Annotated in this window: 6 protein-coding genes and 1 pseudogene; 2 read left to right on the top strand and 5 right to left on the bottom strand. The window is 73.0% G+C overall.

Features of this window, described 5'->3' with window-relative positions:
- The first annotated feature begins 11 nt into the window (after nt 1–11).
- Nucleotides 12–5,204, top strand: coding sequence for an SCO7613 C-terminal domain-containing membrane protein (locus AMIS_RS04090; protein ID WP_014440931.1), 5,193 nt, complete (start codon nt 12–14; stop codon nt 5,202–5,204).
- Between the two features lie 12 nt (nt 5,205–5,216).
- Here AMIS_RS04090 and purE read toward each other — a convergent pair whose 3' ends face one another.
- Both purE and AMIS_RS04080 read right to left on the bottom strand, forming a co-directional pair.
- The gene (purE, locus tag AMIS_RS04085; RefSeq protein ID WP_014440930.1) at nt 5,217–5,714 is read right to left on the bottom strand and encodes a 5-(carboxyamino)imidazole ribonucleotide mutase; all 498 of its coding nucleotides are present in this window, start codon (nt 5,712–5,714) and stop codon (nt 5,217–5,219) included.
- Complete coding sequence (locus AMIS_RS04080) at nt 5,714–6,856, bottom strand: 5-(carboxyamino)imidazole ribonucleotide synthase (protein ID WP_014440929.1); 1,143 nt, start codon at nt 6,854–6,856, stop codon at nt 5,714–5,716. Before AMIS_RS04080 ends, purE begins: the two co-directional genes overlap by 1 nt.
- 183 nt (nt 6,857–7,039) lie before the next feature.
- Here AMIS_RS04080 and AMIS_RS04075 point away from each other — a divergent pair, with 183 nt between their 5' ends.
- On the top strand, nt 7,040–7,603 hold the full coding sequence (locus AMIS_RS04075; protein ID WP_041829547.1) for a Uma2 family endonuclease: 564 nt from the start codon (nt 7,040–7,042) through the stop codon (nt 7,601–7,603).
- On the opposite strand, the gene AMIS_RS04070 is transcribed toward AMIS_RS04075, so the two are convergent.
- The 3 genes and pseudogenes from AMIS_RS04070 to AMIS_RS04065 all read right to left on the bottom strand — a co-directional run bounded on the left by AMIS_RS04070 (nt 7,582) and on the right by AMIS_RS04065 (nt 13,467).
- On the bottom strand, nt 7,582–9,648 hold the full coding sequence (locus AMIS_RS04070; RefSeq protein WP_014440927.1) for a thioredoxin domain-containing protein: 2,067 nt from the start codon (nt 9,646–9,648) through the stop codon (nt 7,582–7,584). The two genes, AMIS_RS04075 and AMIS_RS04070, sit on opposite strands and share 22 nt — an antisense overlap.
- Nucleotides 9,649–10,825: 1,177 nt before the next feature.
- Nucleotides 10,826–10,975: pseudogene (locus AMIS_RS43255) on the bottom strand (DUF255 domain-containing protein); the annotation flags it as partial.
- Nucleotides 10,972–13,467 carry a putative bifunctional diguanylate cyclase/phosphodiesterase gene (locus AMIS_RS04065; protein WP_014440923.1) on the bottom strand — a complete coding sequence of 832 codons (2,496 nt, stop codon included), beginning with the start codon at nt 13,465–13,467 and terminating at the stop codon, nt 10,972–10,974. The pseudogene AMIS_RS43255 and the gene AMIS_RS04065, both read right to left, overlap by 4 nt.
- Nucleotides 13,468–13,611: the final 144 nt, after the last annotated feature.

Genomic DNA, 13,611 nt, shown 5'->3' with positions numbered 1-13,611 from the left:
GAGGAGGTCCCGTGGCGCAGGCTGACGAGTCCGATTACGCCGACGATCTGGCTCGGATCGACGCCTCCATCGCGGAACTGAAGATCAAGGACATGCAGGCCGCGTCCGAGCGGACGAAGATCGCCAGCAAGATCCAGGCAGCTCAGTTCCAGCGGGACATCCTCGCGCACGCCCAGAAGTCCAAGGGCGCCAAGAGCAAGCGGACCACCCGGCGCAAGCCGGTCGGCACCGGTGACTTCCCGCCGCCCCCGCCGCCGGGCTCGCAGCCGCAGGCCGACGACCCGCCGCCGCCGTCCCGCTCGGGCGCGCGCGCCACGTCGCCGTCCCGCTCGGGTGCGCGCGCGACGCCGCCGTCCCGCTCGGGTGCGCGCGCGACGCCGCCGTCCCGCTCGGGCGCGGGCGCCACGCCGCCGCCGGACTGGGCCGAGCCGGGCACCCGGCACACCGGCCCGCCCGGCGTCGCCAGCGACGGAGTCACGATGCTCGTCGACGATCCGCCGCCGAGCGAGCGCGTCGAGCGACCTGGGCGCCCCGGCGCCGGTCCGCGCCGGCAGCCGCCGCCGATGCAGCACCCGCCGGAGGCGTCCACCCAGTCCGTGCAGAACATCCTGCTCGTTCTCGGGGCACTGCTGCTCGGTGTGGCCGCGGTGGTCTTCGCCGGCGTGGCGGTGGACAACCCGTTCGGCCGTACCCTGATCCTGGCTCTTGCCACCGGCATCGCTCTCACCGTCGCGCCCGGCGTGGCCCGGCGGGGTCTCACCTCGACCGGCGAGTCGATCGCGGCGGTCGGGCTGATCATGTTCCCGATGACGCTGTTCGCGCTGCACGGCAGCGCGGTGGCGGGCGGTCCGGACGTTCCGACGCCGCTCTACCTCGGGATCACGTTCGCGATCACCGCGGTGGCCGCGTTCGTCTACGCCGGGGTCACCCGGCTGGCCGCGCCGCGGTACGCGACGGTCATCGCCGCACAGCCGGTGGCGCCGCTCCTGGCGTACCCGATGATCCAGAGCCCGGCCGGCTGGGGCCTGGCCCTGACCGCCGTGGCCGTGCTCGACCTGCTGCTGCTCACCACCGTGATCCGCAGCGGACGGCTGGTGCCGCGCTGGCCGCTGGGCCGGCCACTCCCGCCGGACCGGGAGTCGCTCGCGGACGCCGACGGCGACCGGTTCGACGATCCGGACGCTCCGCCGCGCCCGGAGTCCCGCCCGGAAGAGCCCGACCTGATAATTTCCGGTCTCAGCCGGCCGAAGCGCCGCTGGCTGCCGACCCGGATCTTCCCGGGTCCGCGTCCCGAGGACGCGCCGCCCGCCGGTTCGATGCCGCTCGCGCCGCCGGCCACCCCGCCGTCCGCCGACTGGCTGCGCGAGCTGACGTTCGCGCTGCTCTGCTTCGCCTGCGCGGGCGCGCTGATCTACGCGTCGGTGGCGCTGCTGCAGGCCGAGGCCGTCGGTGACGCGCTCCGGTCCGGCCTGGTGCTGATCGCCGCCGCGCTCACCGGGGTCTTCGCCGCCAAGCTGCTGAAGAACCCGCTCGCGATGAACGTCGCGGGCGCGGTGCTGACCCTCGCGGTGATCGGCACGACCGCCCGCCTCACCGACGTGGTCGACCCGCGCTGGACCCTGGTGATCGCGGCGGCGACCGTGGCGGTCACCGGCGCGGTCGTCGGCCTGCTGGCCGAGCCGATCCGCCGCGGCCCGCAGTGGGCGTCCACCGGCGCCCTGACCATCATCGGACTGATCGTCTCGATCGACGCGCTCCGGGCCGCGCTGGCCCCGGTCGCCGCCGCCCGCCCGGTCTGGAACGCCGACACCGCCGCCTACGGCCAGCAGCTCGCCGACGCGGTCGGCCCGTCCGGCTGGCTGCTGGCGTTCAGCGCCCTGCTGCTGACGGTCGCGGCGGCGCTCGCGCTGCCGTCGAGCATCCGGCACGAGGGCGCGGTCGCCGGCATCGCGCTGACCGCTCTCGCCGTGCCCGCGTCGCTCGGGCTGCCCTGGTCCGAGGCGCCCTGGCCGCTGGTTCTCGCGTCGATCGGCCTGGGCGCCGCGGGCCTCTGGGCGAGCACCCGCCGGATCGCGTTCGCGCACGTCATCGCCGCCGGCGTGGTCGGCCTGTTCGGCGCCGGCGCCTCGCTCAGCGCCTCCTGGCTGACCGCCGCGGTGCTGACCGCGATCGGCGGGGCCGGCGTGATGGTGGCGATCGCCGCACGCCAGATCCCGGTCCGGCTCTTCGCCTGGGTGATCGGTGACTGGGCGTCCGGCGCCGCCGCGCTCGCGCTGCCCGGCGCCGCGGTGACCGCCGCGCTGGCGATCGCCGACCCGGGAGGCGGGCCGCCGCCGACCGCGCAGGCGACGGTTCCGGCCCTGGCCGCCGGCTTCCTCGCGGTGGCCGGCACGCTCAGCTACGCGGCCGTCTACCAGGTCGCCCGGCGCGAGATCAGCCTGCCGCTGACGCTCGGCACCGGACTCGGCGCGGTGGCGATGGCGCTGGCCGCCCTCTTCGCACCCGGCGCGGCCGCGCCCGACCTGTGGGTGGGCGCGCTGCTGCTCGGCGCCGCCGGCCTGCTCTTCTTCGCCAAGTCGATCGACGAGCGGGGACGCAACGACCGGTTGCTGGACGGGCCGGACATCGCCGCCGCGGCCGCCACCGTGGCGATCTGCGGCGCGCTGGCCCGGGTCGCCGCGCTCGCCTTCCCGGCCGCGCCGCTCGCCGTGGCAGGCGTGGTGGTGCTGCTGGTCGGAATGGGCGTGACGGTCCTTCCGGAGGACTGGAAACGCGGCCCGTCCCGTGGCCTCGGCGTCGCCGCCCTGGTGGTCGGTCTGATCGCCGGCGTGCAGGCGGCGATCGACGGGCTGCGGATCCTCGCCGTTCCGGGTGGCCTCTGGGAAGGCGACCTGAGCCGGTACGCGCAGGACCCGCCGGCCGGCGCCTGGCAGGCCTCGTTCGCCCTCGTCATGATCGCCGTCACGGCCGCGATCGCGATGCCCAAGCCGTGGTCGCACCGCGCCTCCGGCCTGGCCGCCGCGCTCGCCACGATCGGCGCGCCGTACGCGCTCGGGCTCCCCTGGTGGGCGCCGCTGCTCGTCGGCGGGGCGGTCGCCATCGCGTACGGTCTGGCCGCCGTCGCCGCCCCCTCACCCGCCGCCGGGCGTGCCCGGGCCGCGGTCGCCGCCGTGGTGCTGCTGCACGCGGTCGCCACCTGCCTGGTCCGCCCGTGGGCGACAGCGCTCGGCCTGCTGCTGGTGGTGCTGCTCGGCGTGCTCGTCGCGGTGCTGGCCCGGATGCCGATCCGAGGCGCCGCCCCGGAGCCGATGGAGGCCGCCGAGGAGGCCGCGGAGAACGCCGAGATGCCGGACACCGCGCTCCCCCGGCACCGGGCGCAGATCGGCGGCGCGGCCACCGGCGCGGTACTGCTGGCACTCCCCGGCGTCTTCGCCAGCGCCGCCGCCGACCAGCACTACGACGTCCAGGTCATCCTCACCGCCGCGCTCGCCGCGTCCGGCATCGGCCTGGCCGTGCTCGCCGCCCTCGGCAAGTACATCCCGCAGTACCTCCCGTGGGCCACGATCGGCCTGGTGCTCGGCGCCACGGTCACCGCCCTCACGTCGGTGCCCTCCGACTACCCGACGGCGCTGTACGCGGCGGCCGCCGCCCTGCTGGGCGTGCTCGCGGAACTGTTGCGCGGCTCGATCCCGGCGCCGGTGCAGCGGGTCGCCCCGCTGGAGTACCCCGCCCCGCGGTACGTCCGGGTCCGTCGCGGCACGCTGCGCTCGAGCGGCCTGACCGCGGGCGGTCTCGGCGAGCGCTGGCTGGCCGACCCGGCGACCGGCGCGGTCTGGCTGGCGCTGCTGCCCACCCTGCTCGCGCTCTTCTCGCTCGCGCCGGCTCTGCGGGCCGCCCTGGTCGACCCGCTGAAGCAGATCAACGCGATCTGGGACGGCCCGATCCCGGCGCTGGCCGTGCCGAACGCCGGCAACGTGGACGCCACCAGCGCCCTGGCCGCCGTCCTGCTGACGGGCGCCGCCGCCCTGGCCGCGCTCGGTTTCGGCGGCAAGGCGTCCGAGACGGTTCCGGTGATCCTGCCGGGCGTGGCGCTGACCCTGCTGATCACGCCGATCGCGCTGCACGCCGGGTTCCCGGCGGCGACCGGCGCGGCGCTCGTGGTCTTCACCATCTCGATGCTGGGTCTGGCGCTGACCCCGCCGCCGGCCGCGACCCGGGCGCCGCTGCTGCGGACCACGCGCAGCATCGTCTTCGTGGTCGGCCTGCTGGCCGGTGGCGCCGGGCTGGCCGGCAGCCTCGCCGAGGAGCCGCTGACGCTGTTCACACTGGGCAGCGCGATCGGTGTGGGACTGGTGGCGGCGGTCGGTGGCCGTACCCAGATGGCTCGGATCCTGGGTTGGCTCTTCGCCGCCCTGATGGGCCAGATGTTCGTGATGACGGTGGCGATCTCGGCGGGTCTGACGCGGCAGTGGGCGGCGTTCGGCGTCCTCGCGGTCGGCGCGGTGCTGCTCTCGCTGGAGGCGGCGCTGCCGAGGCTGGGCCTGCCGCAGTACCGGGCCGAGGCGGTCACCGTCGAGTGGTGCGGGTACGCGTCCGCGCTGATCGCCGGCGTGCTGGCGTTCGACTCCCCGGCGCATCTGGCCGCGCTGCTGGCCGCGTGGGGCGCGGTGCTCGGCCTGACCGCGTCCCGTCCGGACCGCACCCCGCAGCAGCGGCGCACGCTGTTCTGGGTGGCGGTCGGCTTCGAGATCGTCGGCTGGTGGCTGTTCATCGCGCTGGCCGAGGTGGCCGTCCCGGAGGCCTACACGCTGCCGTTCGCCGCGCTGGCGCTGGCGGTCGGCGTGGTGGAGGCGCACACCCGGCCGGACCTGAGCAGCTGGGCGGCCTACGGTCCGGCGCTGCTCGCCGCGTTCGTGCCGACGATGGGCATCGTGCTGGCCGACGCCGGTGGCGACACCCGTCCGGTGCTGCTGCTGCTCGGTGCGGTGGTGACGCTGATCGTCGGCTCGCGGACCCAGCAGCAGGCGCCCGTGGTGATCGGCGCGATCGCCACGGTGTTCGCCGCGTTCTGGTTCGGCTTCAACCTGGTCGGGCCGTGGCTGGTGCTGGTGCCGGTCGGTGTGGTGCTGCTCTTCCTGGGCGCGACGAGCGAGAATCGCCGCCGCACCCAGGAGCTGCGAAGCGTCCTGTCGAAGATGCGCTGAGATCCGGAGATCTCAGCCGAGCAGTTTCGCCCGCAGCGCCGCGTCCTTCTCGCCGACCATCTTCTCCAGGCCGGTCTGGAAGTCGGCCATCCGCTGCCGCAGCGCCGGATCGGACGACCCGAGGATCCGGACGGCGAGCAGGCCGGCGTTGCGCGCCCCGCCGATCGACACGGTGGCGACCGGGACGCCGGCCGGCATCTGCACGATGGAGAGCAGCGAGTCCATGCCGTCCAGGTGCTTGAGCGGGACCGGCACACCGATCACCGGCAGCGGCGTGAGGGCCGCGACCATGCCCGGCAGGTGGGCCGCGCCGCCGGCGCCCGCGATGATCGCCTTGATGCCGCGGTCAGCGGCCGACTCGGCGTAGTCGACCATCTTGCGGACGGTCCGGTGCGCGGAGACGACGCCGACCTCGAACGGCACCTCGAACTCGGCGAGCGCGATCGCGGCGGCCTCCATGGTGGGCCAGTCCGAGTCGCTGCCCATGATGATGCCGACGACGGGTGCCATCACTTGCCTTCCTGAAGCCACTGGGCGGCCCGCACGGCACGCGCGCGGACCTCGTCCACCGAGGAGCCGAGCGCGGTCACGTGACCGATCTTGCGGCCGGGCCGGATCTGCTTGCCGTAGAGGTGCACGCGGACGCCGGGGTCCGCCGCGAACAGGTGGTGCAGCCGCTCGTCGATCGAGATGCCGCCGGGCTCGCCACCCAGCACGTTCGCCATCACGACGACCGGCGCGGTCAGCTCGGTCGAGCCCATCGGGTAGTCCAGCACGGCCCGCAGGTGCTGCTCGAACTGCGAGGTCCGCGCGCCCTCGATGGTCCAGTGGCCGGAGTTGTGCGGGCGCATGGCCAGCTCGTTGACGACGATGCCGGCGTCGGTCTGGAACAGCTCCACCGCGAGCAGGCCGACCACGCCGAGCTCGGTGGCCAGGTCGATGGCGAGCTGCTGCGCCTCGAGCGCCAGGTCGTCCGCGAGCCCCGGCGCCGGCGCGATCACCTCGACGCAGATGCCGTCTTTCTGCACGGTCTCGACCACGGGATAGGCCGCGACCTGCCCGAACGGCGAGCGTGCCACGAGGGCGGCGAGCTCGCGCCGCAGCGGCACCTTCTCCTCGACGATCAGCGGGATGCCCGTCGACACCAGATCGGCGGCGGCTTCCGGCGATCCGACCATCCAGACGCCGCGCCCGTCGTACCCCCCTCGGGTGGCCTTCGCCACCACCGGCCAGGACCCGCCCGCGAAGGCCTCGATCTCCTCGGCCGTGCTCACCCGCCGCCACCGCGGCACCGGCGCGCCGAGAGCGGCGAGGCGCTCCCGCATCATGCCCTTGTCCTGGGCGAAGACCAGCGCCTTCGAGCCCGGGAAGATCTTCACGCCTTCCGCTTCGAGCACCTCGATGTGCTCGGTCGGCACATGCTCGTGGTCGAACGTGACGGCGTCGCAGCCCTTCGCGAACTCCCGCAGGGCGGACAGGTCGGTGTGCGTGCCGATCGGCACGTCAGCCGCGACCAGCGCGGCGCTGTCATCAGGCTTCTCACTGAGCACACGCAGTGACTGGCCGAGGGAAATGGCAGCCTGGTGGGTCATCCGGGCCAGCTGGCCCCCACCCACCATGCCGACTACAGGCAGACCGGTTCGGGTATCCATCGCGCGCCAAGCCTATCGACGGCGCAGCTCAACCCCAAAATCAACCCCATTTCCCGGTACGCCCGAACCTCCCCCAACCGCACCCGGAGCCCTCCCCGCCCTCCGGGCGCCTCCGGTTTCCGCCCCGTCCCCTGACGATCGGCAACGCAGACACCCGCCATGCCCCGCCGATACGATGTCGCCATGAGCGCAGAAGCGGTAGGCCGGCACATGCCGGCCGTCATCACGCTCGACGACCTCGCCGCGATGATCGAAGCGGACACGCATGGTCACCGCTACGAAACCAGTGTCGAAGGAGCGCTCTCCGTCGTGCCTCCCCCGGACAATCAGCACGCGATCATCGCCACGCGGCTGATGGCATGGCTCATCGCCGCGGGGCTGCCACTCGAACAGATCATGCAGGTCGCCGGCATCCGGGTCCCCGGTCCGGACGGCGAGGGCGGACGCGTTCCCGATCTCACGGTCTGGTCCCGTCCTCAGCCACCGGCGGTCTGGATGTCCACCGCCGACCTGGTTCTGGCTATCGAGATCATCTCGCCCGGCTCCGAGGCGATCGATCAAGTCGTCAAGGTGTCGGAATTCGCCGCCGCCGGGATCCCGCAGTACTGGACCGTGGCCCGCGACACCGCCAACACGGTCACCATCCACCGGCTCGGCCCCGACGGCGCCTATGAAGTCACCGCCAGGGTGCCGCTCACCTGGTTGCTTCAGACCTCCGTCGGGGATCACCTCTCCGTCGGCGACTGACCCAGGCGGTCGGCCAGGTCGCCCGGTGTGGTGACCGGACGGTCGCAGACGAAGCCCCGGCAGACGTAAGCCGTCGACGCCCCGCCGATCAGCGGGCGGTCCGCCAGCAGCGGCACGCCCGGCCGGTCCGGTTCCCCGACGACGATCACCGTGCCGCCCGGCGCCGACCAGTGCGCCGCCTCCACCAGCGGATCCGCGGCCGTCCGGTCGGTCGTGGCGATAGCGATCTCGTAGGGGCCGGTCAGTGCCGCCTCGGCCACCGCCGCCGCGTAACCGGCGAACCGCGGGTGTCCCCCGATCAGCGGGCCGACCGTGGCGAGCGCCGCGTCCGCCGCCTCCCGGTGCGCCGTCGAGCCGCTCAGCGCCGCGTACGACACCAGCGCCGCGCACACCACGGACAGACCGGACGGTGTGGCGTTGTCCGTCGGGTCGGCCGGGCGGGTGAGCAGTTTCTCCGCGTCGTCGGCCGTGTCGTAGAACCCGCCGTCCCCGCTGCCGAACCGGGCCAGCGCCACGTCCAGCAACTCCCCCGCGAGAGTCAGCCACCGGGGGGAGGCGGTCACCTGGTGCACGGCGAGGAACGCCTCCGCCACGCTCCCGTAGTCCTCCAGCACCCCGGCGGGTTCCCCGGCCACACCGTCACGTGAGACGCGGCGCAGCCGCCCGTCCACGAGGTGCCGATCGGCGAGCACCTCGGCGAGCGCGACCGCCGCGTCCCGCGAGCCGGCCGACCCGGTGAGCACACCGTGCTCGGCCAGCGCGGTGATCGCCAGCCCGTTCCACGACGCGACGACCTTGTCGTCCCGGGCCGGCTGGGGCCGTCCGTTCCGCGCCGTCAGGAGCCGCTGCCGCACGTCCCGCCAGCGCTCCACGATCGCCGGATCCGCCTCGTCGATGTCCCGGGCCAGCACCAGCACGCTCTTGCCGTGCTCAACGCCCTTCATTCGGTCCGCAGCGCCGTCTATCGGCGCGGAGGCCGAATTATGGGCGAAAGTGCCGGGCTCGGTCACCCGGAACAGGTCGGCGGCCCAGGCGCCGTCCTCCGCACCCAGCGCCTCGGCCAGCTCCGCGGGCGTCCACGCGTACGTCAGGCCCTCCACGCCGGAGGTGTCGGCGTCCAGCGCCGACGCCAGGCCGCCCTGCGCCGTCCCGAGGTCGCGCAGCAGGAACGCCGCCGTCTCGTCGGCGATCCGGCGGGCGAACAGGTCGCCGGTGAGCCGCCACAGCTGGGTGTAGACCCGCAGCAGCAGCGCGTTGTCGTAGAGCATCTTCTCGAAGTGCGGCACGGTCCAGGTCTCGTCCACCGCGTAGCGGGCGAAGCCACCGGCCAGCTGGTCGTAGATGCCGCCGCGGGCCATCCGCTCACACGCGTGCCGGACGATCTCCAGGGCGTCGGCCGAACCAGTCCGCTCGTGGTGACGCAGCAGGAACAGCAGGTTCATGTGCGGCGGGAATTTCGGGGCGCCGCCGAATCCCCCGTACGTCTGATCCTGCTCCTTGGCGAGGCCTTGGGCGGCGGCCGCGAGAAGGTCGCCGGAGATCGGCGCCCGCGGCCCGCCGATCATCTGCGCGCCACCCACCGCCTCGACCACGGCGGCGCCCTGTTTCAGCACGTCGTCGCGCTGATCACGCCACGCGGTGGTGACGCTGGCGAGCAGCCGGCCGAACTGGTCGCGCGGGAAATAGGTGCCGCAGAAGAACGGGTCGCCGTCGGGCGTGGCGAAGACCGTCATCGGCCAGCCGCCCTGACCGGTCATCGCCTGCGTGGCGGTCATGTAGACGGCGTCCACGTCGGGTCGCTCCTCGCGGTCCACCTTGACCGAGACGAAGCCCTCGTTCATCTGCGCGGCGATCGCCGCGTCCTCGAAGGACTCGTGCGCCATCACGTGACACCAATGACAGCTCGAATACCCTACTGAGATCAGTAAAGGCACGTCTCGCCGCTTGGCCTCCGCGAAAGCATCGTCCCCCCACGGCCACCAGTCAACGGGGTTGTCGGCGTGCTGGAGGAGGTAGGGCGAGTTGGCACTACCCAGCCGGTTCATGGACCAACCCTCTCACAAGGGTGGCCGCGGGATGAGGCACGACTCGGCTACCCCGTCGTCCTCGCCCGGGATGCCGTGACGCTCAAGGCGGCCTCACGATTGGGTAGTTCAGGCCCTCAAATTTTAGTAGTTCTCCATCTCTGATTTTGGTACTTTACCTTCCGGTATTTGGCACTACACCGTCATCGGAGACAGCATGGTGGAGCCACTCGCCAGGTTCGCGGAACGGCGTGTCTCTGCGCTGCTCGACAACTTGCTCCCTGTGGAGCCGGTCATCGCCTTGCACGGCCCACGCTCCGTCGGCAAGTCCACGGTCTTGAGCACCTTGGCCCGCGCCCGGGGAGTGCCCGTTCGATTACGTCATCGAGTTCGATGACGGCCAGGTACTCGCCTTCGAAGTCAAGGCAAACGAACGCGTCGCGGGCACCGATCTAAAAGGTCTCCGCAAGCTACGAGCGGCGCTTGGCGACAAGTTCATCGCCGGAGTCGCTCTCAGCACAGGACTCCGGTCCTTCACCTACGAGGACCGCATCCACATCATGCCGGTCGACCGGCTCTGGACATCCATCAGCCAATAGCCGTGAGACGCCTTCTCGATCGATCACATCAGCCCCGGCGTACGCCTTCCTCGTGGGCCTCGTGGAAGCTTCCGACCCGGACGGTGGGGTCTGCGCTCTCCGTCGTCCGCAAGCGATCGGTGAGCAGAAAGCCGGGCAAAGCGAATCGGCTTGCGTGTGCTCGTTCCGACAGCACGAACGTTGCGCCCCCAAGATCGGGACTCCAGCCGGCACCCACGGCATACGTGATGATCGCGCGCAGGTCAGAGGAAGTGGGGTAGGCGCCGCCTGTCGCGCACGCTCCCCACGGCGACGGCAAGGCCGAGGACAGCAAGTCCGCCTGTCGTACCCGACTGGTCTTGCCGTTCCCCCAGACGCGTACGCGAATGCAGCGATGGCAGTCACCACTGCCCTGGACGTGACGGATCTCCGCACGCCACACGAAAGTACGCCCGTCGACGTGCAACCGTCGCAGCCGGATCGGCAAGCAACTCACCCGGACGGAATCCTGCCGTCTTCGCCCGTCGTGTGCCATCGCGTTTCGCTGGCAGCGCTCTGGCTACTCCCGAAGCTGGCCTTCAGTACGTCGACTACTGGGTCGACGAGGTCACTGACAGCGACCAGTGGCAGGCCGCATACCCCACAGAAATGATCACCGGCACGTCCCGGCGGCGAGTCTCCTCGAACGCCTCCGCCGACCACTGCCACCAGTCGACGGGGTTGTCCTTGTGCTGCAAAGGCCACGTTGCAGGCCTCTCACGACGCCTCAGGAGGCGCCGTCCGCCCGCAACCGGGTCACCGGGGCCGGCGCGTCCTCCCGGAGCTGCGTCAGCGCCTGGACGATCTTGTCGGCCGGCATGGGTTTGCAGAAGTGGTAACCCTGCGCGATCGGGCAGCCCAGCTCGATCAGCGCGGCCCGCTGCTCGATGGTCTCGATGCCCTCGGCCACCACCCGGACGCCGAGCCGCGCGCCGAGCTCGACCGCGCCGCGCACGACCGCGCCGGCCGCCGGCTTGTCGATCATCTCGTCCACGAACGACCGGTCGATCTTGATCTCGTCGACAGGCATCCGGGTGACCGAGGCGAGCGAGGAGAACCCGGTGCCGAAGTCGTCGAGCGACATCTGCACGCCGGACGCGCGCAGCCGGGCCAGCACCTCGTCGACGATCTCCTGCTCGCTCACCGCCACCGACTCGGTGATCTCCAGGACCAGCCGTGAGGCGGGCGTCCGGTGGCGGCGCAGCGCCTCGGTGACCTGGGCCGGGAACGTCGGGTCGGTGAGGCTGCGCGCCGACACGTTCACCGAGACCGGGATGTCGATGCCGTGGGCCGCCCAGTCGGCGGCGGCCGCGAGGGCCAGGTCGAGCACCCGCCGGGTGAACGGGATGAGCAGTTCGCTGCGCTCCACGGCGGGCAGGAAGGCGCCCGGCGAGAGCTGCCCGCGGCGCGGGTGCCGCCACCGGACCAGCGCCTCCACCCCGGTCGGCGCGGCCGTCACCAGGTCGACGGCGGGCTGCAGGTGCAGCACGATCTGGTCGTCGGCGGCGAACGCGTCCTGCAGTTCGGCGAGCAGTGCCAGGTGATCGGTGCTGCTCGCGTCCTGGCTGCTGTCGTACGTCCCGACCGTCACGTTCAGCTCCTTGGCCTGGCCGACCGCGAGCGACGCCCGCCGGAGCAGCTCGCTCACCTCGATCCGGCCCGGCCGTTCCGCCACCACGCCGACGGTCACCTCGACGGCGAGGCGCACCCCGGCCACCTCCATCGGCAGCCGCAGCTGCTCGACCAGCTCCCGGGCCCGGCGCAGGGCCGGCGGCAGCGAGCCGGCGGCCCGGCTGCCCTGGTCGGAGAGCGCCGCCATCGCCGGCAGCAGCAGTGCGAACTCGTCGTCGCCGGTCCGCGCGACGAGCTCCAGCGGCCGGGCCAGCTCGACCAGCCGCTCCGCGACGAGCCGCAGCACCTCGTCGCCGCCGCGGTGGCCGAGCGTCCGGTTGACCTCGCGGAAGTCGACCACGTCGAGCAGCAGCAGGGCCACGTGCTGACCCCGGTCCAGCGAGCGCAGCAGCAGGTCGCCCCGCTCGGCGAACGCGGTCCGGTTGATCAGCCCGGTGAGCGGGTCGTGCACTCGCTCGTACGCCGCGCGGGCGTCCAGCTCGGCGATCCGCTGGTGCGCCGCCGCGTCGTGCAGCGCACCGGCCAGCGCCTCGCCGTACGCCGTGATGGCCGCCTCGTCCTGCGGCACCGGCAGACTGGGCTCACCGAGCCAGACGGTGAGCTCGCCGACCGGGTGCCCGGCGACCGCCATGCTGCGCGTGATGGCCGGCCCGGAGCGGGCGGCGGCGGGGTCACCCAGGCCGGGGCCGTCCTGCGCGTACCGGCGGTGTCCGGTGCCGCCCCGGACCTCCAGCTCGGCGCGGCGGGCCCCGAAGACGTCGAGCGCGCCGCGCAGACCGGCCCGGGCCACCTCGGCCTCGGTGGTTCCGGGCAGCCGGGCGGTGGCGACCGCGAAGGCTTCCCACATCCGGCGTTCCTCGGCGGCGCGCAGGTGGAAGCGGTAGGTGCGGTGCAGCAGCCAGAGGGCCGGCCCGAAGGCGAGCAGCCAGAGCGGCTCACGGACCAGCGCGAACACCGCGCCGAGACCGACCAGCACGTTGCCGATCGACATCGGCAGCTTGGCGTAGAGGACCCGGGCGGCGATCCGGCCGGGCGCCGCGTCGCGGTGCAGGACCAGCGTCAGCACGACCAGGCCGAACGTGATCAGGAGGTAGGTCGCGGCGCCGGCCACCAGGGCGAGCGGCAGCCGGGTGCCACCGATCGGGGCGTCCCCGGCGAGGATCGTGGTGACGAACGCGGCGCCGGCCACGCCGACGGTCATCGAGGCGACCAGGTGGACGATCTCGGCCGGGTTGCGCAGGCCCGTGAACCAGGCGAGCAGCATCCAGGCCGCGCCGGTGCCGATCAGGGTGGCGGCGGGCAGCCAGCCGGCCGGCGCCACCACGAAGCCGACCACCACCGCCGCTTCGGCCCAGCTGACCGAGACCGCGTCCGGCCCGAGCCGGAACCGGAGGCCCGCAAGTTGCGCGATGGCGGCCAGCACGGCCGCGACGCAGATGCCGTCGAGGGCGGGGAGCGGGCGGTCGGCGGGGAGCTGCACCGGCTGCAGGACGCCGATCACCACGGCGACGGCGGCGGCCACCACGACGGCCGCGGTCAGGATGCGCACCGGACGCGTACGGCCGGGTTGGGAGCGGTTCTCGGCTGTCACGAGAACCGCCCGCCGTGCACGTGCACAGTAATCTGCACGTGCAGATGCTGTGCGGAGAATTCGCGCCGGAAAGGTGTCATCTCGGCGCCCCCTTCCGCGCAGGGTCCAGGGGCCGTGTGGCCCCCGGGCGGAAGGCTAAATCAA

The organism is Actinoplanes missouriensis 431, assembly GCF_000284295.1.
In the GTDB taxonomy this organism is placed as follows: domain Bacteria; phylum Actinomycetota; class Actinomycetes; order Mycobacteriales; family Micromonosporaceae; genus Actinoplanes; species Actinoplanes missouriensis.
This window is presented reverse-complemented; position numbering and strand designations above follow the sequence as displayed.